Annotated in this window: 25 protein-coding genes; 13 read left to right on the top strand and 12 right to left on the bottom strand. The window is 72.0% G+C overall.

The genetic code is table 11. The features are described from left to right. Positions 1-23: 23 nt before the first annotated feature. The 12 genes from ACFYZY_RS26610 to ACFYZY_RS26555 form a co-directional block, all read right to left on the bottom strand. Positions 24-902, bottom strand: coding sequence for a phosphoadenosine phosphosulfate reductase family protein (locus ACFYZY_RS26610; RefSeq protein WP_388698832.1), 879 nt, complete (start codon positions 900-902; stop codon positions 24-26). A 95-nt stretch (positions 903-997) separates the two neighbouring features. Then, positions 998-2,035 (bottom strand): hypothetical protein, encoded by a 1,038-nt coding sequence (locus ACFYZY_RS26605; RefSeq protein ID WP_388698830.1) that lies wholly within the window; start codon positions 2,033-2,035, stop codon positions 998-1,000. Positions 2,036-2,244: 209 nt separating this feature from the next. Then, positions 2,245-2,736 (bottom strand): hypothetical protein, encoded by a 492-nt coding sequence (locus ACFYZY_RS26600; RefSeq protein WP_388698827.1) that lies wholly within the window; start codon positions 2,734-2,736, stop codon positions 2,245-2,247. Positions 2,737-2,876: 140 nt separating this feature from the next. Continuing rightward, positions 2,877-3,458 (bottom strand): hypothetical protein, encoded by a 582-nt coding sequence (locus ACFYZY_RS26595; RefSeq protein ID WP_388698824.1) that lies wholly within the window; start codon positions 3,456-3,458, stop codon positions 2,877-2,879. Positions 3,459-3,541: 83 nt separating this feature from the next. Next, a complete protein-coding gene (locus ACFYZY_RS26590; RefSeq protein WP_388698822.1) occupies positions 3,542-3,973 on the bottom strand; it encodes a hypothetical protein in 432 nt (143 codons plus the stop codon). A gap of 682 nt (positions 3,974-4,655) precedes the next feature. Then, entirely contained in the window at positions 4,656-4,952 is a 297-nt protein-coding gene (locus ACFYZY_RS26585; RefSeq protein WP_388698820.1) for a hypothetical protein, read from the bottom strand. Beyond that, positions 4,945-5,235 (bottom strand): hypothetical protein, encoded by a 291-nt coding sequence (locus tag ACFYZY_RS26580; protein WP_388698817.1) that lies wholly within the window; start codon positions 5,233-5,235, stop codon positions 4,945-4,947. Before ACFYZY_RS26580 ends, ACFYZY_RS26585 begins: the two co-directional genes overlap by 8 nt. Continuing rightward, positions 5,232-5,693, bottom strand: a complete 462-nt coding sequence (locus ACFYZY_RS26575) for a hypothetical protein (protein WP_388698814.1) — start codon at positions 5,691-5,693, stop codon at positions 5,232-5,234. Before ACFYZY_RS26575 ends, ACFYZY_RS26580 begins: the two co-directional genes overlap by 4 nt. 22 nt (positions 5,694-5,715) lie before the next feature. Continuing rightward, positions 5,716-7,110, bottom strand: a complete 1,395-nt coding sequence (dnaB, locus tag ACFYZY_RS26570; protein WP_388698811.1) for a replicative DNA helicase — start codon at positions 7,108-7,110, stop codon at positions 5,716-5,718. Positions 7,111-7,197: 87 nt separating this feature from the next. Continuing rightward, a complete protein-coding gene (locus ACFYZY_RS26565; protein ID WP_388698808.1) occupies positions 7,198-8,505 on the bottom strand; it encodes a hypothetical protein in 1,308 nt (435 codons plus the stop codon). A gap of 583 nt (positions 8,506-9,088) precedes the next feature. Continuing rightward, the gene (locus ACFYZY_RS26560) at positions 9,089-9,676 is read right to left on the bottom strand and encodes a GNAT family N-acetyltransferase (RefSeq protein WP_388698804.1); all 588 of its coding nucleotides are present in this window, start codon (positions 9,674-9,676) and stop codon (positions 9,089-9,091) included. Further along, positions 9,673-10,473, bottom strand: a complete 801-nt coding sequence (locus tag ACFYZY_RS26555; protein ID WP_388698801.1) for a GntR family transcriptional regulator — start codon at positions 10,471-10,473, stop codon at positions 9,673-9,675. Before ACFYZY_RS26555 ends, ACFYZY_RS26560 begins: the two co-directional genes overlap by 4 nt. Positions 10,474-10,964: 491 nt before the next feature. Here ACFYZY_RS26555 and ACFYZY_RS26550 point away from each other — a divergent pair, with 491 nt between their 5' ends. The 13 genes from ACFYZY_RS26550 (at position 10,965) to ACFYZY_RS26490 (ending at position 22,224) form a co-directional block, all read left to right on the top strand. Then, positions 10,965-11,351 (top strand): hypothetical protein, encoded by a 387-nt coding sequence (locus tag ACFYZY_RS26550; protein WP_388698799.1) that lies wholly within the window; start codon positions 10,965-10,967, stop codon positions 11,349-11,351. 115 nt (positions 11,352-11,466) lie between these two features. Next, the gene (locus ACFYZY_RS26545; RefSeq protein ID WP_388698796.1) at positions 11,467-11,886 is read left to right on the top strand and encodes a hypothetical protein; all 420 of its coding nucleotides are present in this window, start codon (positions 11,467-11,469) and stop codon (positions 11,884-11,886) included. Between the two features lie 58 nt (positions 11,887-11,944). Then, a complete protein-coding gene (locus tag ACFYZY_RS26540; protein ID WP_388698794.1) occupies positions 11,945-13,774 on the top strand; it encodes a hypothetical protein in 1,830 nt (609 codons plus the stop codon). Between the two features lie 84 nt (positions 13,775-13,858). After that, entirely contained in the window at positions 13,859-14,416 is a 558-nt protein-coding gene (locus tag ACFYZY_RS26535; RefSeq protein WP_388698791.1) for a hypothetical protein, read from the top strand. 3 nt (positions 14,417-14,419) lie between these two features. Then, positions 14,420-14,644 carry a hypothetical protein gene (locus ACFYZY_RS26530; protein WP_388698788.1) on the top strand — a complete coding sequence of 75 codons (225 nt, stop codon included), beginning with the start codon at positions 14,420-14,422 and terminating at the stop codon, positions 14,642-14,644. Between the two features lie 337 nt (positions 14,645-14,981). Next, positions 14,982-17,168, top strand: a complete 2,187-nt coding sequence (locus tag ACFYZY_RS26525; RefSeq protein ID WP_388698786.1) for a hypothetical protein — start codon at positions 14,982-14,984, stop codon at positions 17,166-17,168. 39 nt (positions 17,169-17,207) lie between these two features. Continuing rightward, on the top strand, positions 17,208-17,657 hold the full coding sequence (locus ACFYZY_RS26520) for a conjugal transfer protein TraB (RefSeq protein ID WP_388698784.1): 450 nt from the start codon (positions 17,208-17,210) through the stop codon (positions 17,655-17,657). A gap of 112 nt (positions 17,658-17,769) precedes the next feature. Next, positions 17,770-20,139, top strand: coding sequence for a hypothetical protein (locus tag ACFYZY_RS26515; RefSeq protein ID WP_388698781.1), 2,370 nt, complete (start codon positions 17,770-17,772; stop codon positions 20,137-20,139). A gap of 86 nt (positions 20,140-20,225) precedes the next feature. Then, entirely contained in the window at positions 20,226-20,726 is a 501-nt protein-coding gene (locus tag ACFYZY_RS26510; protein WP_388698778.1) for a hypothetical protein, read from the top strand. Positions 20,727-20,737: 11 nt separating this feature from the next. Next, entirely contained in the window at positions 20,738-21,076 is a 339-nt protein-coding gene (locus ACFYZY_RS26505; protein WP_388698776.1) for a hypothetical protein, read from the top strand. Positions 21,077-21,168: 92 nt separating this feature from the next. Then, positions 21,169-21,633, top strand: coding sequence for a Pycsar system effector family protein (locus ACFYZY_RS26500; protein WP_388698774.1), 465 nt, complete (start codon positions 21,169-21,171; stop codon positions 21,631-21,633). 21 nt (positions 21,634-21,654) lie between these two features. Continuing rightward, positions 21,655-21,963, top strand: coding sequence for a hypothetical protein (locus ACFYZY_RS26495; RefSeq protein WP_388698772.1), 309 nt, complete (start codon positions 21,655-21,657; stop codon positions 21,961-21,963). A gap of 18 nt (positions 21,964-21,981) precedes the next feature. After that, positions 21,982-22,224 (top strand): hypothetical protein, encoded by a 243-nt coding sequence (locus tag ACFYZY_RS26490; protein ID WP_388698769.1) that lies wholly within the window; start codon positions 21,982-21,984, stop codon positions 22,222-22,224. Positions 22,225-22,265 lie beyond the last annotated feature (41 nt).

The raw sequence follows: 22,265 nt of genomic DNA, 5'->3' as shown, positions 1-22,265 counted from the left end.
CTCGCTGTCCGGCTCCAGGTCGGTCAGCTCCGGGCGCGCTCGATGATCTCGCGCAGGCTGATCGACTTCTTGAACTGGTGCCCCATGTCGGCCTCGGCCTCGGCGTACTCCTCGAACAGCTCCGGGTTGAGCTGCGCGCTGCGGACCAGGTCGTCGGTGTGCGCGAGCGGGCAGGCCCGGCAGCTCAGGCGCCGCATGCCCTGCTCGTAGGCTTCGTGGCGCTCGATGCCGTTCTCCCGGTGGACCTCCCAGACCTGTTCGGTGCTGAGCTGGTGGACCGGGAGCCACGTCGTCACGACGCGCAGCGTGCCCTTGCCGCTCATGCGGTTGCGCTCCAGGACCGGCTTCTTGGCGCGGGCCCGGGACTCCTCGGCGCGCATGCCCATCGCGTACCCGGCGCGGACCGGGCGCCCGAGCCGCAGCTCGGCGCCGACCTCGTCCACGTAGTCGCGGCCGACCGCGGTCTTGGTGTCGCTCGTGCAGTAGCGCGCGAAGTGGCCAGGCCAGTTGCCGTGGGAGCGAATCCGCTGCCACAGCGAGCCCCACAGCCTGCTGCGGCGGACGGCGAAGGGGACGCCGTACTGCTCGGCGTGCGCGCGGGCGACTTCGAGCGCGCCGGGCCACTCGACCAGGTGGCCGCGCTCGGTGGTGCCGAGGTCGCAGTGCAGGACGCGGACCTTGTGGAGCTGGCCCGCCTTGTCGGCGCGGGTGCAGACCTCGTGCACCGTGGCGCCGCTGTCCTTGCCGCCGCTGTCTCCGACGATCACGACGTCGTGGGCGTCGAAGTCGAACTCGGCGGACTGCGCGGGCGCGGCCGGCGCGGCGGCCGGCGCGGCGAACAGCTCCATCTGGGCGGCGGCGCACCTGGCGGCGCACGGCGGGGTGAACGGCTTCTTCGTCACGGTGGTCTCCTCGCTGAGGGGTTTCGGTGTGGTGGTGCCGGGCCCCGGCGGGGGAGCGGGATTCCCGCCCCGCTCCCCCGCCGGACTGGTGCCGGTCACTCGGGCCGGTCGGCCCGGGCGTAGTTGTGGAAGTCGTCGCTGATGGGGAACTCCCAGGGCTCGTAGGCGCGCGGCCCCGTCCAGGTGTTCAGCGGGCCGGGCTCCTGCTGCTGGCCGGTCAGCCACCGGCGGACGTCGGGGCTGACCTCGAAGAGGCCGCCGTCCTGGTCCTCGACGTAGAACACGGAGTTGCCGCCGTATCCGAAGTCGTCGGCGTACTCCCACACGCAGACCAGGCGCGGGCCGCCCTCGTCCGCGATGCGCCCGAAGACCGACCGGACGTCGTCGGCGCCGTAGCCGAACGCGAAGGTGCCGTTCAGCTCTGCGAGCCGGATCACCGGGTCCGGCGTGATCTGGGGCATGGTGAGCCAGTCGGCGATGGCCTCGACGCACGCGGCGAGCTGGTCGGCCGGGCGGGTCATCACCGCGCACTCGGCGCCGGTCCCGTCGCCCCGGACTACGTCCCAGACGTCGCCGTCGGCGGGGGCCCGGGTGACGGTGATCTCCTCGTCCTCGCCGTCGGAGTCGGTGTAGAGGTAGAGCACGACGTACGGCTCGGCGAGCATGCGCGGGAAGCCTGCGCGGGTCTGGTCGTGCCCGATGGCCAGCCACGTGTTCCCGGCGTCGTCGTCGCGGTGGGCGGTGATGCCCCACTCGTCAAGGGCGCGGGTGGCGATGGCCTCGGCCGTGTCGTCCTCGTCCGTCCCGGCGGGGCTCTCCTGCGGGGGCTCCTGGTTCTCGTGCTCGCCGCCGTGCTCCGCGATCAGGTCGCGCACGGCCTCGACCGGCACGTCCCCGTACAGCGAGCCGTCGCCGAACTCGCCGCCGGTCAGCCAGACCTCCCAGTCGTCCTCGTTCTCCCACGCCTCCGTGTCGGGGGCGGTCAGGCCCGGCAGGAGGAAGACCTCCGCCGTCTCGGCGCCGGGGCGGACGTTGAGGGTGAGCATGTTCCCGTCGGCGAGGCGGATGCCGTCGAAGTGGTGGTCCGTCCCGCCGGCCGTGAGGCTGTCGAGTCGCGGCGTGCTGGTCGTCATGGGGTCGTGCCCTTCGGTTCGTTGAGTGTTCTCGGTGTGGCCCGGGGGCCGGTGCCGGTCGGGATTCCCGCCCCGTCCGACGTAACTAATACTCTCAAGTTTTGGGGTGGGAGTCAACTCCGGCCCCCTGGTGAAACCGCAGTTCAGGGGCCCCGCCCGGGCCCACCGTGGGGAGGTGGGCCCGGGCGGGGGCGTGATGCCGGTCGGGGTCAGCCGCGGGCGAGCTGGGCGAGGTCGGCGCGCTTGTCGTGCAGTGCGAACACCGCCTCCAGCAGGGCCAGGGCGACTTCCTCGGTGGCGGCCGCGGCGAGGTGGCCGTGCAGGGCCTCCAGCGCGGCCGCGAGCCGGGTGTCGTCGGCGGTGCGGTCGCCGCCGTCGGGGTCGGGGATCACGAGCGGGTGGCGGGTCACGGCGTGGGTGACGTACTGCGCGAGCCCGACCGGGAAGCCGGTGCCCGGGGTCTCGAAGGCCACGACCTCGGCGGCGGCCAGGATGAGGACGGCGTCGGTCGGGATGCCGTCGGCGGCCGGGGTGTCCTCGTAGAAGGAGAGGGCGGCGGTGTCGAGCAGGTCGGCGAGCACGTGCAGCGCGCGGCCGTTCCAGGCGGAGGAGAACAGGGTGCGGCGGCGGGCGATGCCCGCGAGGGCGGTGGCGCGGGCGGCGGCGGCGCGGGCCTGCTCGGTCGGCTCGAAGGTGGTCATGTCGAGTTCCCTCCAGGGGGGTTGAGGTTCTTCGGTGCGACCCGGGCGGCGGCGGGATTCCCGCCCCGCCGGCGCCCGGGTGGTCTGGTGTGGCCGGTGGCGCCGGGCCCGGGGAGATCCGGGCCCGGCGGTCGGCGGGCCTACTTCTGGTAGGCGGGGATCAGGGCGCGGACCTTCTCGGCGCCGATGCACCCGCCGTCGTGGCGGTAGATGCTCGGCGGCTGGCCGTTGCGCCCGCGGTGGTGGCTCCAGTAGCGGACGCCGGACCAGCCGCACAGCTCGCAGTGCAGGTACCAGGGGTTGTCCGACCCCGGGAACCCGTGAAGGACGGCCCGCCAGTGGTGCTCGGTGAGCCCGGCGAACGCGATGGTGGCGCCCGCGATGTTGCGTGCGCTGGCGGGCATCCGGGGGTGCAGCAGAGGCACCGGGCCGTGCAGCGGCTTCGGGGCCTCGGCGCGGAGCTGCTCCAGCGCGACGGCGGTGATGCGACCGGCGGCGTACTCCTCGGCGAGGTAGGCGGCGGCCATGTCGATGCCGCTCGCGCGCTTGGCGTCGGGGCCGGTGGGCGGGCGGCGGAGGTTGTGCTCGCCCTCGCTGGTGATGACCAGCCAGTCACGGTGCCAGCGGTACGCCTGCCCGATGACGCGGTCCTGCCCGATGATCACCGGGTAGCGGCACTCGATGTCCGGCTCTCCGATGCGGGTCTGCAAGGTGGTGCTCATGGTCGTGCTCCCTGGTTGAGGTGGTTCGGTGTCCGACCCGCGTGCGGGCGGGGATTCCCGCCCCCGCCCGCACGCGGGGTGACTCAGGACTGGTGAGCGTTGTCGGGGTGGAGCGAGCAGGAGGGCTCGTGCGACTCGTGAACGGCGCTGGGGGCGTCGCTGGCGATCACCGCACTGCACTCGTCGCACTCCTGCGCGTCGTCCTCGTCGGCGCCGATGGACAGCAGCAGGAGGGCCCAGTCGGGGCCGCCCTTGGCCTGGACGAGTCCGGCGTACAGGAGCGCGGCCTCCTCGCCCGTGGTGGCGCGCACGCCGTTCTCGGCGAGGAAGGCGTCGATCGTCTCGACCGGCTGGTCGGCGTAGCGGAAGTGCTCGACCAGGCCGTGGATGCCGCCGGGCTGGCCGTCCTCCCAGAGCTGGACGGAAAAGGTGTAGAGCCGGGGGTCGAAGACGGGACGGAGCACGACGTTGGTGCCGTCCAGGGCGAGGCGGTCGAGCGTGGAGAAGTCGAACACGGCGATTCCTTCGGTTCGTTGAGCGTTTTCGGTGTGGCCCGGAGGCCGGTGCCGGAAGGGGATTCCCGCCCCCTTTCGACGTAACTAATACTCTCAAGTTTTGGGGTGTAGGTCAACTCTCGACACGCATAAAAGCGCAGGTCAGAAGGCTTTTTCGGCGGGTTTTCCGGCGCCGGATCGGACCCGGAATTCCCCCCGGCGGACGCCGTACGACGAGCCGGTCGGGGGGTTCCCTCCGCGGCGGGGCAAGCTCCGCTGACCGCGGGCCGTGCCGGGGTGCAAGGGCTCGCGCTCGCGCGACCGCCGCAGGCGGCTTGGCCCTTGCAGCTCGGTGCGGGCTGTGGTCCCCTCCGGGTGCCCCGTCGCGGAGGGAACCCCCCGACCCCACCCACCCAGCACCACCCACGCGCCGCAAGATCAAAACGGCGCCCCCTCCCCTCTGTGGAGGGCCCAGGGGTGTGGGGGCGGAGCCCCCGCGTGCTTGTGCCCGCACCCGCGCCGCCACCTCCGCCACGAACTCACCTCTTAAGAGGTGATGCGGCCCGGTAGCCGGGCGACCGCCGGGTGCACGAGGCACGGCGCGGAGCGGCGTTCCTCGAGCACCGCCCCCGCCGGCGCCGCCGTGAACGCCGAAGGGCCCGGCGGACGGGTGTCTCGCCGGGCCCCGGGTCGGGCGGTCGGGTCAGTAGAGCTGCACGCGGGTGAGGACGATGTGCGGCGGGTCGGCGTCGGCGACGATGACGTACTCGGCGATGCCGAGCGAGCCGTCCGCGCCGAGGGGCATGCGCCGCTGCTGCGGCCACTTCGCCGACGCGGTGCTGCCCGGCACCTCGCCCCGCGTCTCGTTGATCACGACGGTGGCGGCCACGATCGCGCCGAACACCGCGCCGGACAGGTTCTTGTCCATGAGGAGTTCGGTGACCTCCTCGGACAGCACGCAGGGCAGGCCCTCCGGCTCCTCGCCGTACGGCTCACTCAACGGGCAGGCCCGCCTCACGGCGGCGGCGAACGGCGTCGGCCACCGTGGTGATCGGCAGCGTGCCGTCGATCGCGGCGGCGACCAGCCGGTCGCCTTCGGGGTCGGTGTCGAGCATGGCCTCGCACCACCAGCGGCGCAGGACGCCCTCCGCCTCCTCGGGTGCGGCGGCCAGCAGCTCGCGGTAGAACTCCATGCGGCGGCCGCCGTCCAGCGCGGCCGCGATGCCCTCAGCGTTGCGCGGCACCCGCTCCGGTTCGTGCGGGTGGATCGGCTGTGCGGTCATCGCGTGCCCCCTTCGGTCTGCTCCGAGTGTGCCCGCTCCGGGCGGCCGCCGTCGACCGGCTGCCTGGGAACCGGCGCCCGCTCCGCCCCGCGGGCGACCGCCGACTCGGCGACGGCGTCGGCCAGCTCGGCGCACAGACGCAGGATCGCGCCGGCGTCCGCGTGACCGATCGACGTCACGTTCACGACCTCGCGCACCTGGCTGAACGCGTCGAAGATGCTGAACCCGCCCGGGCTGCGAGTGCAGGCCTTGAAGGTGCCCCGGTCCTGCTGCCCCATCTCGCGCCGGACCCGCTCCAGCCGGGCCACGTCGACCGTGGGCCGCTCGGCGGCGCGCTGGGCCGTGATCACGGTGTCCAGGATGGTCCGCATCGCGGGGTATGCCGAGTTCCAGCGATCAGCGATACGCTGGGTCCAAGACGCGGTGACGAACCTGTTCCGTACGTCGGTGACGATCATGACGGATTCTCCTTTCCGCAGGTCAGAAGCCTGTACCGAGGTCACGGGCGCGGGCGTAGTGCCCCTGGAAGGCCACGGTGACGGTGCCCGTCGGCCCCTGCCGGTTCTTGCCGACGATCAAGTCCATCTCCCCCGCCCGCTCGTGCTCCTTGTCGTACGCGTCGGGCCGGTGCAGCAGGATCACCGCGTTGGCCTCCGCCTCGATCGCGCCGGACTCGCGCAGGTCGGCCATCATCGGCTTCTTGTCCTCGCGCTTCTCGACCTCCCTGTTGAGCTGGGCCGCCGTGATCACGATGATCCGGAACTCGCCGGCCAGCTCCTTGAGGCCGCGGCTGATCTCGTCCACCTCGCCGGTACGGTTCTGGCCGTTCTTCCCGGAGGCCTTCATGATCTGGAGGTAGTCCACCACCAGGACGCGCGGGAGCCTGTTCTGCGCCTGGAGCCAACGCAGCCGGGAGCGGAGCCGGATGATGGTCGCCGCGGGGCCGTCGTCCACGACCAGCGGCGATCCGTTGATCCGCAGCGCAGCATCGTGGATGCGCTTCCGGTCGTCGCCCTGGTACTCGCGGTCCTTGACCCGGTTCAGCGGGACGCGCGCCTCGGCCGCGATGATCCGCTCCATCAACTGGGAGTGGCTCATCTCCATAGACGACATCAGCACCTGGCTGCCGTGCTCGATCGCGACGTGCCGAGCGATGTCGAGCAGCACCACACTCTTGCCGATCGCCGGGCGGGCCGCGATGACGACCAGGTCGCCGGGCTCCATCGGGAGCATCGCCTGGAGGTCCCGGTACGGCAGGGGCAGGCGCGCGGGCGGCGGCGCGTCCATGCTGACGAGGTACTCCTCCAGCATGTCGTCAATCTCGGCGACTCGCTCCAGCCCGCCGCCGGCGCCGAGCTGCGCGGCCTCCTGCATCTCGCCCTGGGCCGCGTTCACGATGTCGGCGACGTCGCCCTCACCGGCGTAGCCCATCTGCACGATGCGGGTGCCCGCCTCGATCAGCCGACGGAGCTTGTACCGCTCGACCACGATCTCCGCGTAATACTCGGCGTTCGCCGCCGTCGGCACCGTCTGCACCAGGGTGTGCAGGTAGGCCGCGCCGCCGATCCGCTCCAGGTCGCCGGACTTCGCCAGGTGCGCGGCGAGCGTGATCGGGTCGACCGGCTGGCCCTTGCCGTACATCTCCATGATCGCGTCGTAGATCGTGCCGTGCGCCGGGCGGTAGAACGCCGGGTTGCTGATCCCGGTCGCGTGCGCGTCGCCGATCGCGTCCTTCGACAACTGCATGCCGCCGAGGACGCACTGCTCCGCCTCCAGGTCGTTCGGCGGAACGCGCTCGAAGGAAGTGGTGTCCGGCGCCTCATCGAACAGCGAGCCGCCGTCCTCGGTGCCGCCGTGCTGGGTGGGTACGCTCATGGGTGAATCCCTTCTTGAACTGGGTGATTCCAGCGGCGGCAGGGGCCTTTCCACGGGCTCCCCTGCCGCCGCCGCGCTGCGGAGGGTCTAGGCCAGCACCGGCTTCTTGGCGTGGCTGGGGTGGCTGGGGTGGCACTCGCACCGGATCAGGCTGCCGTCGTCCGCCTCGCGCATCCGCTGTCCGGGCTGGGCGGGCGGGATGCCGTCGTTGCACTTGCCGCACCAGTCGGGCAGGGCCGGGCGCTGGCCGGGCACCCCGGTCTTCGGCGGAACGAACTTCTCCAGGTGACGCGGCAGCGAGTACCAGTTCTCCCGGCTGCCCATGTCGGCGGCCGCGGCGACCAGGTGCTCGACGTCGATGCCGTCAGCCAGGAGGGCCGCAGCGTCGCGGACCATCGCGACCCGGCCGCGGGCCGGGACACCGTGCCCGTGCTTCTGCCGAGACTCGATCCAGGCCTCCGCCACCCGCACGTCGTCGTGGGCATCCGGCTCCTCGGCAGCAGCCGAGGGGGCGGTGTCGTTCTCCGGCGAAGCCGAAGTCTCCTCTCCTCGTTCCGTCCAGGCCTCGACCGTGACGGCGGGGTCCGATGGGGCACCCGGGTCACCAGAGAGAGAGGCTTCTTCGAGAGAGCTTCTTAGAGGGTGATCGTTTTCGCTGGTCAGGGGAAGATCCGTTCCAGAAAACTGGGCTGGTGTTCCAGTTTTCTGGAAGGGCGATCCAGTTTTCTGGAATGAAGGGGTCTCAGGGGCTCCGACCTGCGGCGTTCCAGTTTTCTGGAACGGCTCACCGTCGGCGTCGACCAGCCGCACCCGGGCCAGGGTCTGGCCGTTCGGCAGGGTGGTGCTCTCGGTGAGGTGGGTGGGCGGCGCCGGCGGGTTCTCCCGCCAGTCCGGCCGGTAGGCGTCGAGCTTGTCCCACGCGTTGCGCCACCCGGTGTGTTCGGCGTCGGGGGGCAAGTCGTTGACGATGAAGCCGCGGGAGATGCCCTTGGCGGCCCGCGCCTTGCCCTTGAGCTGGCTGATGCCCTCCAGCTCCAGCGTGTCCTTCGGCACAACGAGGTTGAGTTCCTCCAGCGTCCCCAGGACCTCGTACATGGTCGAGACGCTGGTGGGCTTGTCCTTCGGGCCGGGCAGCAGCCAGCAGAGCTGGTCGATCGTCATACGCCGCATGCCGCCGTTCCACGACTCGTCCCGCCTACGGGACGCCTCGGCGATCATCGACCGCAGCAAGCTGTAGAGCCGGTACGCGGTGTGCGTCATCCCCGGCATCAACATCAGGTAGTCACGGACCTGCGTGTACGACCAGTAGTCGGTGATCGTGCCGGAGAACTCGAACAGCTCGTCGCCGTCCGGGACGGCGGCAGCGGCGGCCAGAGCCTTCTTCGGTCGCTTCACGGTGCCACCGCCTCGGTGGCGAAGACCGCAGCGGGCGCGACCGAGAGGGTCGGCGCCGCGACGCTGCGTGTCGCTGGATGGATCTCGAACATCGTCTTGGGTCTCCCCTGGGGGTTTGGGGAGTCGCAGACCGGCAAGTGACGGAAAAGAGACGGTGACCTGGGGCACGCTGCTGCGTGCACACCGCTGGGCGTTCTATCCTGGGATTGGTGACCTCGGGCCCCTGGCAGGGCTCAGGCCCCGGCGTCATCGCCGACCGTACGACTCAAGCTGTGGAGGCGGGAGTCGATCTAGATGGCCGTTCTGCTGGCAGGCAGGGCGGCCATCGGCGTATCAGGGCGCGGGCCCGGAGGGGCGGGCGGCCGCGCCGGCGGATGAACCGGCGACGCGACGGCAAAGGTGTACGCGGCATCCAACGATCTTGCCTCGCGCCCTGACCTCCAGTGAACGCGTTTTCGGCGTGTCGGAGCGGGGCGGCAGCGGACGGGCCGCTGCTCCGCCCGTCTGCGGGGCGGTAGGTGCGGCCGTGGTGCGCGTCATGTTCTGGAGCCTCGATTCCGTGGGCTTCGCCGCGCGGACGCGGTTACTCGGATGCGGTGCCATCATGCCCTCTTCCGCTCGGCGATGATGCCGAAGGGGACGTCAGCCGGTGTGTCGTCCCGAGGTGGGAGCGGAACCCGGCGGGCCGCTGTGCTGCCCAGCCCGAAACCACCTCCGGATCGTCAGCGGTCCGCACATGCGTGAAGCCGTGTTCGAGGTAGTAGGCCTGGAGCCGCAGGTTCGTGGTCCAAGCGTCCAGACGGAGCCACTTGACTCCCTGTCGGACTGCCTGCTCGCCCGCCCAGTCCAGGAGCGCGCTGCCGAGTCCGGTACCGGCATAGGCGCGGTCAACGGCCAGCTTGTGCACGTACAGGGCGGGTTCCGCGATCTCGTTCGGGGTCCACAAGCGAGCATCGGCGTCCCGGTCCAGCGTGATGGTGGCTGCGGCGTCCGAGTGTGGCTCCTCGCGGATCATGAAGACCTCGCCACGACGGATCGAGCCAAGGATGTGGTCGGCCGGGAAGGGTTTGGCCCACTGGTCGGTGCCCCGAGTCCGCAACCACGCCGAGGCGTCCGTGCGGAACTTGATCAGCCGGGGGAGGTCGGCTTCCTCGGCAGGGGCGATGATCACGGCTTCCCCCAGGGGATGCGCGGCGAGTTCGCCTCAGCCTCGCGGTGGGTCTCGAAGACGATCACGTGACGGTCGCCGGGGATGAGGTTCACCGTGACCTGAACCGGGTTCCCGTCGCTGTCGAAGGTGGTCGACAGGTGCTCGGCGACGGGGACGCCCGCGCCAAGCTGAAGTCGCTGCACCTCGTCCGGCATGGGCATCCGGAGGTACATCTCATGGAGGCCGTAGACCAACTCGTGGCCCAGCTCGTCCAACACCGCGTTCGTACCCCGCGCAACGTCGCCGGGGTGCATGAAGTCGGTCCCCTGGACGAGTGAGAGGCGCACGTACGAGTCGTTGAGGTTGTACGGGACGTCATCGAGCTTGCGCACTCGCCGGCGGGCGGCCGCCAGCTCGCCCGGCTCAAGGCCCAGCCGCTCACGGATCGCGGGAGTGGGGTCCACGATCGAGACCTCGATGTCCTGGGACGGCGTCCGGCCGTCCTCCTCCTGGATCAGGTTCGTGAAGATGTCGACCTCGGGCGGCTTCTGCCTCAGCTCCGCCTGCGGACGGTAGACGAGCCGCTTGCGCTGGATGACGAAGTAGCCCTTCGGGCGACGAGCCTCGATCAGGCCCTCGTGCACGAGCACGCCCAAGCCCTGACGGATGGTCTGCCGGGAGCGGACTCCGTGCAGCTCACCGTACTTCTCAAGCAGTTCAGCCTCAGTGGGCATCTGGGAGCCGGGCGGGAACGTGCCGTCAGAAATCTGGCGGCGGAGATCATCAGCGATCTGCTGGTAGACGGGCGTGGGCTTCATGCCGTCATGTGTACAGCCCTGTCCTAGGCATTGTCCAGTCAATGCGTGCGGACTGGTTGATGTGCTTGACGTGGCGTCCGGTGAGTGTCAGAGTCGTCCTCGCAACGCATTGTCTGGTCAATGCAGAACGGCCAAATGATCTGTGTTGCGTGAATGATGCGCACTGCTATGCCGCATGGCGGTTCGGAACCAGCGTCGAATGACGAAAGGCCGGTGCGGGAGCGTCCGTTCCTTGAGAACTCAACAGCGTGCCAAAGATGAGTAATTGGGCCGGATTCCGCCGGGCTTCCTCTTTACGGAGGGCGCCCGGCGGCATCCAAAGGCACAGGTCATGAGGGGCGTGCCCGACTGGTTCGGGCTCTCCGGAGACAGGGGTTCGAGTCCCCGCTCGCCTACCGCGTCGTCCCCCGTACGGCGCGACCCCCGACACGGCGATTGCAGCGCCTGATGTGTCGGGGGTCCACGGATCTACCAGCTAGGAGCTGATCCGCATGACCATCATGCCCGCTGACCTGCCCCTGTCGTCCACCGGGATCGCCGAGGACGTGCAGGAGGCCGTGCAGGAGGCCTTCCCCCTCTTCGAGTCGGTCCAGAAGCTGGCCCGCCTCGGCGTGAGCGTCGCCTTCCAGGTGGCGCCCTCGCGCATCGTCGCCACGATCACCGTCACCAAGGAGGCGGTGACCGTCCTGCCGGCGCTGCTGGAGGAGATCGACGACACCCGCCCGGGCTCGCTGCCCGACGGTCAGCTCGTCGTCACCGGCTCGATGTGCCAGGGGACGGTCACCCTGCGGGTCCTGATCCCGCAGGAGTGGGTGACCCCCGAGGAGCTGGCCGTGCTGACCGGCACGGCCATCGCCGACCCCTCCGACCTGCTGTGAGCGCCGCCGAGACCGCCGAGGCGGTCCGTAAGGCGGAGGAAGCCCGCCGGAAGGCACAGGCCGACTTGCAGCGACACGGCCAGGCCAAGGCCGTGGCCAAGAGCGGAGGACGACGGTGACGATCAACCTGCTCACGCGGCCGAAGAAGACGGCCGTGAAGAACTTCCGCGACCAGCACGGCCCGATGGACGGCTGGTCCTCCGACGACTTCGAGCACCTGCTGGACCTGCTCGTCGCCGCGAACGCCCCGGGCCCGCTGGCCCGGCTCCGCCTGCGGCTGGCGCTGCTGATGTGGACCGGCGCGGCGATGCCGGTCTACGCCCTCGGCGAGCTGCTGTGGGCCGCGAAGAACCAGGTCTCCGACCGGCTGACCCTGGTCATGGACCGACTGGACGACCGGTGCTCGGACAGCGAGTCCGCGTGCAGGCAGGCCGGTGACTACGCGCTGGTCGAGCGCGTCAGCGGTGTCTTCGAGTGGATCTCGACCGCGGCCAACTCGGTTGGCCGCCGCGCCGCCCGCCTCGTGCGGGGCTGACGGACCGAACGCCGAGGTGGCCGCCGGGAGGCGGCCACCTGCATGAGAGGAGGTCGGTGTGGGGGCCCGTAAGCCAACCGCCACCCGCAACACCCGGAAGACGACGACGCCGCGCCGCCCGGCCAAGGCGGCGGCCCCGCCGCCGAAGCCGGAGGCGCGGGAAGACGGCGAGGCCCTGGTCGCGGATCTCCGTGACCGTGCCGCCGACGTGATCGACGGCGCACGGTGGACCGGGGCCCAGGAAGCGGCGGCGCTGGTCCAGGCCGCCAAGGACAAGGTGGAGCAGATCCGCCGGACGGCGGCCGCCGACGCCAAGCGCGTCCTGGTGGAGGCCGCCGAGGAGGTCGGGGCCCGGCTGCGCCGAGCCGAGGTCGACGCGGACACGATCCGCGCCGGTGCCCGGAGCGACGCGGAGTCGATCCTCGACCAGGCCCGCACCGACGCGGCCGCCGAGACCGAGGAGGTCATGGCGGCCGCCGAGGGACAGGCCAAGGCCCTGCTCGCCGACGCCGAGAAGCAGGTGGGCGTCGTGCTCGCCGAGGCGGAGGACAGGGCGAACGCCCTGGTGGACCTGCGCCGCACCTCGGCGGAGGCCGCCTACCGCACGGCCCTGGACGACGCCGCCCGCATCGTCGGTGAGGCGCAGGACCAGGCGGTGGAGATCCGCACGGCACGGGCCGCCCTCGACTCGGAGCTGGACCTGACCCGCCGGTCGGCCCGGCTCGACCTGGACGAGGAGCTGCGCGCACGCCGCGCGGAGATCGACGCCGAACTCGCCGCATACCGCGAGGAGATCGACGCGGCCCGTGCGGACATCGAGAGCCAGTTCCGGCAGCTCGGCGAGCAGCACGAGCGGGAGCGGCAGGCTCAGCGGGCCCGGCTTGACGCCGAGTTCGTGGAGCTGCGCAGGGAGGCGGAGAAGGAAGCCCGGGCCGCCGCCGGCGCGGTGCGCAAGGAGGCGGACGCCAAGCTCGCGGAAGCCGCCCGCGAGCTGGACGCCGCCCGTGAGGCCCGCCGCGTCGCCGAGAAGCGCGCGGCCAGCCTCAAGAGGACCCGGGACCGGGGCGAGGTCGTCAAGCAGGGCAGCATCTGGATCGCCCTCGCGGCCGTGATCGCCCTGACCGCCTCCGGCGAGTGGGCCTTCGCCCGGATGGTCGGGCTTGGCAGCACCCCGTTCGGAGACCTGGGGTGGGCGATGCCGGTGGGCCTGGACGTCTACGCGGTCACCGCGTTCCGCATGCGGAAGGACGTGCCGTACGCGCTCGGGCTGATGGCCGCCACCAACATCACGTACCACGTGGCCGACATGACGGGCACGGGCGTGACGGTGGTCGACGGCAAGCAGCACCCGAGCATCGGCCTCATCGTCGTCGCGGTGCTCGTCGTCGTCGCCATCGTCTGGCGCGTCCACCGGCTCCTGGAGGACGACCACGAGGAGAAGGGGACGGCGCCCGCCGCGCCCGCGGTCGACCCGTCCGCCGGACGGAGCGAGCCGGACCGTACGGCCACCCCCGACCCGGACCGTACGGCCGACCCGAACCCGGGCCGTACGGACCCCGGCCGTACGGACCGTACGGCAGACCGTACGGGCGCACCCCGTACGGACCGTACGGGTGGCCGTACGGGCGCACCCCGTACGGACCGTACGGCGGCCCGTACGGAGAAGACCCGTACGGCCCGTACGCCCGCCCCCCGTACGGGCGGCGGCCGTACGGACGCAGAGGCGATTCAGATCCTGCGCGGCCTTCCCACGGACGGCGGCGGCTACGTCACCGTCAACGCCGCCCGTACGGCCGTCGACTGCCGCCGCGACCGGGCCGTACGGCTGCTGGACGAAGCAGGGCTCCTGAGCCCCGCGGACCGAGAGAAGCACCTCGCCGCTCGCTGACCCGCGCGGCGCGTACGTCGCGGGCCGGGCCCGCCACTGCCCCCGAGAGTCGGCGGGCCCCTTCCCCCCGAGAGGAGAATCCCCGTGCCCGAGATCGAGCACATGAACAACGAGGTCCTGAACCGGGTGCCGGCGGAGTTCCGGCCGCTGCTCAACCTGGACCACCTGACCACCTGGACGCTGGACCGGCAGCGTGAGCACAACGCCGACCACGGCGACTACGAGGCGGTCCGGGCCCTGTTCCAGACCGTCCTGCTCTCCCAGCACGTGGAGGGCGACGGCCGGTGGTCGGCCCGGCGCCGGGCCCGGAAGGTCGAGAAGCACCTGAACCGCCTGGTCAAGTCCTCGCGGGACGCGGCGCAGGCCTCGGAGGGCCTGCGCACCGCGTACGCCGACCACGTCCGCACCGTGGCGGCCCTGCCCGGCCAGCGGGCGGCCAAGGCGAAGGCCAAGGCCGACCGGCGCGGACAGGTGAACACGTTCGCCACGAAGTCGCTGAACAAGACGGTCGCCGCGATGACGACCCGGCCCGACAGCGACGAGGAGTCGAGCGAGGAAGCCGCAGGTCAGAGCACCGCCAAGGGGTCCGGAACCCGGACCGTCCGGGGCGTGAACGACCTGTTCGACCGCAAGGGAGCCTGATCAGTGCAGCAGGTGCCCTCGATCTCCGAGGTCCGCCGGGCCCGCCGCTCCGCCCACTGGGAGGCGCGGCAGGCCCGGCAGGTCGCCGAGCGAGGCCCGGCGGGTCTGGCCGACGCCTGGTGGGACCGGGCCCGCGCGCTCTGCAAGGACGATCCGGAATTGTGGAACGACCTCGCGCGGACGCTGGAGAACTGGACCAGCCGCCACGACGGCAGTCACGACGCGTAAGCGTCATCACCATCATCATCACCCGGGGGCGGACCGGATTCGGGGGGTCAAGGCGGGCGCGCGGGCGCATGGGCGCGCGGGCGCGCGAGGATCTCCCATCCGGTCACCCTCTGTCAACCCTGGAGAGCACGTGGCTGATGACCCTCGGGACGACAACCGGAGCGGCAACGTCGTCCGATTCCGATCACGGGGAGGGGCCCCGCCGGGGCTCCCCCCGATCCCGGGCGCCCCTCCCCCGGTGCCCCCGGCCCCGCCCGCCGACCCGCCGCCCCCGGCTCCCGAGCCGGATGCGGCGGGCGGCGGCGACGGGATGGTCCCCACCCGGCGGCGCCGGTCGGTGGCCGACTCCCTGGCCGACCTCACCCCGGCACTCCCGCCGACCCCCGCCGCGACCGGCGCGGCGGGCACCGTCGTTCTCCGCTCGGAGGGGACGGCGCCCGCCCGCCGGGACGACGGCGACGGCGAGGCGGACGGTCCGGGCGTCGCCGCCCTCGGCCTCGCGGCGACCCTGGCCATCGCGCTGGCCGCGCTCCGGGGCACCGCGACCGCGGTGACGGACTGGCGTCAGCGGCGCCAGGAGCGTGCCGAGGAGCTGGCCCCGCTGCGCGAAGCCCGCCTCAAGCACCGGCTCGCGAACGAGGAGGCCGCCGCCAAGCACTCGGTCGCCATGCAGGGCATCGGCGACAAGGCCGCGCAGAAGCGCGGCAAGTCGATCCCCTCCAGCCAGGACTTCGGCCGCAAGTCGCTCGGCGGCGGCCGCGGCTCCCTCATGGGGGGCGGCGGCAAGGGCGGAGGGACCGGCGGCGGCAAGGGCGCCGGCGGGACCGGGCCCGGCCGCGGAGGCAAGGGCGGCTCCGGCAGCGGGCTGACGCCGGGCGGCAAGAAGACCTCGCCGAAGACGTCCACCGGCCTCGGCTCGGTCGGCGGCAAGGGCAAGGGCGGCTCGAAGACCCCGGGCTCCGGCAAGAACGGCTCGTCCGGGAAGAACGGCGGCAGCTCGGGGACGGGGGCCAAGTCGCTCAACGGCGCCAAGTCCCCCAGCTCGAAGAAGTCCAGCCCGGCGCTGGAGCGGGCCCGCGGCCGCCAGGAGCGGGCCGCCACCCGGCAGGGTGCCGCGATCCAGCGTCGCGCGGACCGGCAGGCGGCCCGGACGGAGAACCGGGCGAAGGACCGGGACGCCGCCCGCGACCGCAAGACCCGCGCGGCGGACGCTCGGCAGGACACCAAGGACCGGGTCCGCAACGCCCGCGCCGACGCCAAGCAGGCCCGCCGGGAGCAGGTCCGGCAGGACCGGTTCGAGGCCAAGCAGAAGGCGCGCAAGGACCGGGCCAAGGCCCGCCGGAAGAAGAAGGAGACGGCGGCCGCCGCCGACGCGGACCGTACGACGCTCGGTCAGGCCGTCGCGAAGACGGCTCGGCGCCGGTTGAAGAAGCGCCGGAAGAACCTCTCCCCGCCCGTGCTGACCACGGTCAAGCGCAAGAAGTCGAAGAAGGGAGGCAAGGGCGGCGGGACCACACCGGCCGGGCCGAAGGTCGACCTGACCAAGAAGCCGAAGCCGGGGGCCGCGCCCAAGGTCGATCTCACGAAGAAGCCGAAGCCCGCCGGCGGGTCCGCGACCGGCGCCGGGCCGAAGGTCGACCTGACCAAGAAGCCCAAGCCCGGCGGCGGCACGAAGGCCCCCGGGCCCGGCAGGAAGAAGAAGGTCCGGGTGAAGCCGAAGTCGAAGAAGAAGCGCGGCGGCTCCGCCTCGGGCACCGGCCCCGCCGACCGGCGCAAGGCCAGTCGCAAGGAGCGGGCCCGCCGCGCGGGCGAACGGGCCCGGGCCAAGGCGGAGGACACCGGCCCCTCCGCCGGGAGCGGCTGGGACTTCTACACCCCGCCGCCGCGCGGGGAACGGCGCAGCGCCTACGACTCCATGCGGGACACCGACCCGCAGCAGCAAGAGGAGTGGACGGTCGAGCAGGTCTACCCGCCCGGCTACCAGGCCTCCTCGCGCGAGCCCCTGACCACCGGGGCCCGCGGCCTCCCCGCCGGAACCGGCAGCACCACCACGAACACCACGAAGGAGGCGCCCGTGGGCAACTCGCCCGCTGTGAAGACCGGGGCCGTCACGACCGCGATGGACAACGGCATCAACCCGGAGCACGCGACGGAGGTGACGCTCGATGACGTCACCGAGTTCCTGGACGAGGTGGTCTCGGAGGCCTTCGCCGCCCACGACGAATGCCTCCTCCTCGCCGCCAAGGCCAAGGAGCTGATGTACGCGCTGGACGAGGTGGCCGAACGGCTGGCCGCCAAGCACAACATCATCGGCACCATCACGGCCTGGGCGATGCGCAAGCTCTCCGAGTCGATGGAGGTCCTCTCCCGCAAGGCCGAGGAGATGTCGGTCAAGTCGCTCCACGCGGCCGAGACCTGCGAGACCGCGAAGACCGAGATGGACGACGCGTACCGGCCGCTCACCCAGGCGACCGCGGACGCGGGCCTTCGCACCCCGTCCGCCCGCGTGCACAACGAGAACTAGGAGGTCACCTTGTCCGGAGAACTCGTACCCGGGAAGGTCGTGTCCGGGGAGATCGTCCCCCGCGAGAGCTACGTCCCCGCGGTCCCCGACAGCGACGACAACCTCCCGGCGATCCCCGACAGCAACCTGGGCTTCCTCAGCCTCGGAATGGCCGTCACCATGCTCGCCGCGCGGGCGCTGCTGCTGAAAGAGAAGATCTGGGCTCTCCAGGCGCTCTTTCGCCGTAACGCCGATAAGGCGAGCAACATGTCGGAGATGTGTGACGCGGCGGAAGTCGAGCCGCGATTCACCGCCCTCATCATGGAAGGCGCCACCTCGCTGCGCGAAGTCGCCGAAGCGTCGGGCGACTTGGTGAACGCCGCCGACGCGATGCAGACGGACGCGCAGGGCTTCAAGGACGCCCACCAGGGCGAATACGGCGGGATCTACGAGACCGTGCAGTCGATGGGCGTGCAGCAGCCCAAGCCCGGATTCAACGAAGTCAAGTAACCGAATAGCCGCCCGGCCGCGAAAGTGCCGGGGCGGAAAGCCCCCACGGGAGGGGCCCCGGGCGAATTCGCCCGGGGCCCCTCCCCCTTTTCCTCCCGGAGGGGAAATGACGATGACGACGACCGACGTCGTGAAAGCCGATGCCGCCGCCGGTGAGCGGGGGCTGACCCGCAAGACCGCCCGCCGCCTCGCCTGGGCGGAGCGCACCGTGTACGGCGCCGCCGGCACCTGGGCCGCCGTCGGCCCGCAGATGGACGTGCCGTGGTGGGCGCACGGCGCCTCCCTGGCGACCGGCGCCCTCACCGGCGTCGTCCTGTGGAAGCGCAGCGACACCGACGACTGGACGCGACGGCTCGTCTCCTCGCTGCGGTCCCTGCCCGTACTCGGCTGGACCGCCGCCTACACCGGCGGCCTGCTGGCCCCCGTCTTCGACTACCCCAACGGGTGGCCGATGCTGGGCGCCGCCGCCTGGACGGCCGTGATGATCCCCATGACGCCGTGGACCCGCTCCAAGGGCCTCGCGCGGGCCGTCGACAACCTGCCGGTCCTCGCCGGGGAGCCGGAGGTCGTGGACGCGGAGCCGGTCACCTTCGCCGACCACATGCGGGCCCTGTGGAACCAGTCGCAGGCAACCGGGGACACCACCCTGGAGCACATCAACCAGTACGACCCCGCCGGACCGGACTTCGAGGCGATCGTCCTCGCCCCCGCCGGCCACACCGTGCCGCGCACCCTGGACGAGCGGGCCATCGCTGGAGTCTTCGACGTTCCTGTCGACGCGGTCCGCACCGCGGCGGTCGACGGATACGGCCCGGGCCGCCTCGCCATCCAGGTCGCGCCCCGCCTCGCCGAGGCCCGGCGCGCACGCGAGGCCCTGGAGGTGGAGGCCGAAGACCCCGGCGCCTCCCTGGAACGCATCTGGGCCGAACACGTCAACTGCACCAACGGCGCCGCACCCGGCGTCGACCTCGTCGCGTACAGCATCGGCGAGGACCAGATCCGCCTGCGGATCGCCGCCCCGCGCGGCAAGACGCTGCGGGTCAACCACGAGGCCCTGTGCTCCGCGCTCGGGATTGACGACATCTCCCGCCTCGTCATGGAAGGCGCGGGCCCCCGCGAAGCGGTCGTCTACATCTACCGCGCCAACCCGCTCCTTCACGTCCGGTCCCCCACGGTCGAGGACCTGACGATGGACGACCGCGGACGCATCTCGATCGGCGTCGCCCACGACGGCACGGTCGCCCGCATCCAGTTGTTCAACTTCGACACCGGCCGCGCGCAGCACGGCATCACCGCCGGGACCACCGGCGCGGGCAAGTCGGGCCTGATGCGCATCCTCGGTGCCGCACAGCGCATCTCGGGCGTCATCTCCTGGATGGCCGACGTCCAGGGCGGCATGTCGATGCCGGAGATGGAGGGCCGCATCGACTGGATGGCCAAGGGGCCGGTCGAGACGATGCAGCAGCTCCGTGCGCTGCACGCGGTCAAGGAGTACCGCGAGGCCCACAGCCGGGGTCGCGGTGACTTCGACTTCCACGGCGAGTGGTGCCTGATCCAGTGGACCGGCGACGAGATCAACCGCCTCCTGAGCAGCCTGGACCAGGAAGTGCGCAAGGAAGCCGCCTGGATGATCGGCGACCTCCAGAAGACCGGCCAGAAGGTCGGCATCGGCGTCGACCTCGCGGTCCAGTCCCTCCACCTCAAGGAACTCGGCGACAACCACGAGATCCGCGAGAAGGGCAAGGAGGGCCACGTCTTCCTGCTGCGCACCGCCTCCTCGTCCACCCAGGGCATGGGCCTGGACGGCATCGCGCCGATCGGCGCGCACGTCTCCCCCATCCCGGAGCGGATCTACGAGGGCGCCGGGGCGAAGGAGCTGTTCGAGGGCACCGCCGCCACCGAGGGCGTGCCGACGCCCGGCATGGGGTGGCTCATCACGGAGGGCAAGGCAATCCTCTTCCGGACCTTCGTCCTGAAGAAGGTCAACGGCCTGTACCCCCAGCTCGAAGAACTCATGGACGGCCGCCCGATGCCGACGCTCACCCCGGGCGAAGCCCGCGCCGCCGGCGCCGCGTACGCCCACCGGGGCACCGCGGCCGCCAAGGAGACCGTGAAGGCCGCAGACGGCCCGTCACGGCCCTCACGGGGGCCGCTCGGCGGCGACGCCCCCAACCCCGGCTCGCAGCCCGCGACGGGGCCCCTGGAGGGCGACAGCAAGGGCAAGGAGCCGGACGCCGAGGAACTCCCCGAAGCGCCGTCGCCGATGGCGGCCGCCAAGGCGAAGGCCCCGACGATCCGCGAGCGGATTCTCGCCGCGCTCAAGGACCACCCCGAGGGCCTGGCGCTCCGGGAGATCCGCACCGCCGTCGGCTGCGGCTCCGAGGGCGGCCCCGCCACCCGCAGCGTGAACAACGAGGTCAGCACCCTCGCCAACGAGAACCTGCTCGTCCCGCTCGGCAAGGGCGTCTACCGCCTGCCCTGACCCTCGAAACGGCAGGGGACCGGCTACTCCGTCAGAAACGGCCGGTCCCCTGCCCGCTCCCCCAACGCATCGAAGGAGCCACCCCAGTGAACCACCCCGACCGCCCCGCCGGCCGCGCACTCACCGAAGCCGAAGCGGAGGCCGAAGCCATCCGCCTCATCGCCGAGGGCTACAGCAACAACGCCCCGGTCGCCACCCGCTACAAGGACACGACGCCCCCGCCCGCCATCGGCTACGCCCCGCCCGTCCAGCAGGACGGCCGGGCCCCCATGAGCCAGCGCGCGACCGACATCAGCGGCATCATGCTCGCCACCGGGATCGCCTCCGTGCCCATCTCCGGCGGCATCTCCCTCGTGATGTGGACCGTCGGACAGGTCAACCCCGTCGTCGTCGGCATCGTCTGCGTGGCCCCCGTCGCCTTCCTCGGCGCCCTCTCCCGCGTCTTCAAGAGCGCCAAGGCGGTCGTCGCGGCCGCCCCGCCCACCATCCACCAGCACTACGAGGGCACGGTGATCCAGGACAACACCGAGGTCACCACCCACACCCGCGGCGTCATCGCCCGCACGGCCAACCGCTTCGACCGCTGAGGGGAACGATCGTGAAGCAGCCCGGGAACGTCCTGACCACCGTCCTCGACCAGCACGGCGGCCGCTGCGGCTGCCGCGGCGCCTGCGGCAAGACCCACACCGGCGACGGCGAGCAGTGCAACGCCACCAGCAGCGGCAAGAACAAGCCCCTCCTCGCCGCACCGCACACCCCGCACGCCACCGACGTGCAGAACGCCGCCACGCCGCTGGCGGAGCTGCGGCCCTGGTGCTGGCCCTGCTGGCGCGACGCGCTCGCCGCCGAGCGAGCCCGCGCCAACGAGCAGCGGGGCCAGGAACTCATGGAGGCGCAGATCGGCCTGTTCGACATCGGCGCCGACACCGCGGCGTAGCGACGCCCACCGACACGGAAGCGGCCGTGCACCCGACCCGGGGCACGGCCGCTTCCATGCCCGACCGGACCAGCAACCACGTAAGGGACTCGATGACCACGCCCGACAGCACCCTCGACGCCCGCCTGGACGCGGCCAACGCCACCGTCCTCGCCGAGATCTCCCGTACGGACGCCAAATCCGGCGTCCTCCTGACCAGCTTCTCCCTGCCCCTCGCCGCCCTCGTCGCGGTGGTCCCGGGCCACGACTTACCGCCCGCCGTCGGCATCCTCGTCGGCGCCGGCGCCGTCGGCCTCATCGCCGCCATGCTCGTCGTGCTCGTCGTCGTCCACCCGCGCCTGTCGGGCGCAGCCCGCGGCAGCTTCCTCTACTGGTCGCTGTGCACGCCCGACGACCTGGTGAAGGATCTCCAGGCGCCGGACGACCGCGTCGCCCACGTCATCCACCTCTCGCAGATCGCCCGCCGCAAGTACGCGGGCCTGCGCCTCGCCGGGATCATCACCGGCGTATCGCTCGTCGCCCTCGGTGCCGCACTGCTCGCCGCCCTCATCGCCTGACCACCCAAGGAGAAGAACCGCATGACGACCGACCTCGACCCCGTCACCGCCGCCCGCCGCGCCGGGCGCTGGGTGATCGGCACTTTCCACGGGAACCACGACGACACCAAGGTCGTCGCCATCTCCACCCGTGACGACTCCGCCCCGCTCCCGTACGGGTGGGAGTGCTCCTGCGGGATCGGCCAGCGCCTCCCCGCCGAAGACGGCATCTTCGGAAGCGCCTGGCGCCACGTCCACCCGCCCCGCTGGCGCTCCCGGGCCCGGCGGTTCCCCCTCCTGGGGCGCCTCGTCCAGCCCACCGCCCGCGTCCGGCACCCCCGGGCGGCCTGACCGGTGACCGGCCGCGCGGTGCCCGCAGACCTGTACGCCGCGCTGAACGCCTGCTTCCCACACGGGGGACTGCCCGGCTGGCTCACCGCCGGCGGCCCCCGCTGCGGCACCGGTGCCCCACCGATCTCGGTCGACGGCGCCGCCCGCGCGAGCGAACTCGCCGACCTGGTCGCCCTCGCCTGGTGGGAACTCCTCCAGGACCCGAGCGACGACCCGTTCACCAAGCTGTTCACCGCGGCCTGCGCACGGCACCTGAGCTGACAACACGAAGCGGGCCCCGTCCTCGGACGGGGCCCGCTTCT

Source organism: Streptomyces sp. NPDC001744 (genome assembly GCF_042892575.1).
Classification (GTDB): Bacteria; Actinomycetota; Actinomycetes; order Streptomycetales; family Streptomycetaceae; genus Streptomyces.
This window is presented reverse-complemented; position numbering and strand designations above follow the sequence as displayed.

What these genes read in the sequence shown, in the direction of transcription:
- ACFYZY_RS26605 (WP_388698830.1), bottom strand. Translation starts at nt 2,035, where the DNA reads ATGACGACCAGCACGCCGCGACTCGACAGCCTCACGGCCGGCGGGACG.
- ACFYZY_RS26600 (WP_388698827.1), bottom strand. Translation starts at nt 2,736, where the DNA reads ATGACCACCTTCGAGCCGACCGAGCAGGCCCGCGCCGCCGCCGCCCGC.
- ACFYZY_RS26595 (WP_388698824.1), bottom strand. Translation starts at nt 3,458, where the DNA reads ATGAGCACCACCTTGCAGACCCGCATCGGAGAGCCGGACATCGAGTGC.
- ACFYZY_RS26580 (WP_388698817.1), bottom strand. Translation starts at nt 5,235, where the DNA reads ATGACCGCACAGCCGATCCACCCGCACGAACCGGAGCGGGTGCCGCGC.
- ACFYZY_RS26575 (WP_388698814.1), bottom strand. Translation starts at nt 5,693, where the DNA reads ATGATCGTCACCGACGTACGGAACAGGTTCGTCACCGCGTCTTGGACC.
- dnaB (WP_388698811.1), bottom strand. Translation starts at nt 7,110, where the DNA reads ATGAGCGTACCCACCCAGCACGGCGGCACCGAGGACGGCGGCTCGCTG.
- ACFYZY_RS26555 (WP_388698801.1), bottom strand. Translation starts at nt 10,473, where the DNA reads ATGAAGCCCACGCCCGTCTACCAGCAGATCGCTGATGATCTCCGCCGC.
- ACFYZY_RS26550 (WP_388698799.1), top strand. Translation starts at nt 10,965, where the DNA reads ATGACCATCATGCCCGCTGACCTGCCCCTGTCGTCCACCGGGATCGCC.
- ACFYZY_RS26515 (WP_388698781.1), top strand. Translation starts at nt 17,770, where the DNA reads ATGACGACGACCGACGTCGTGAAAGCCGATGCCGCCGCCGGTGAGCGG.
- ACFYZY_RS26500 (WP_388698774.1), top strand. Translation starts at nt 21,169, where the DNA reads ATGACCACGCCCGACAGCACCCTCGACGCCCGCCTGGACGCGGCCAAC.
- ACFYZY_RS26495 (WP_388698772.1), top strand. Translation starts at nt 21,655, where the DNA reads ATGACGACCGACCTCGACCCCGTCACCGCCGCCCGCCGCGCCGGGCGC.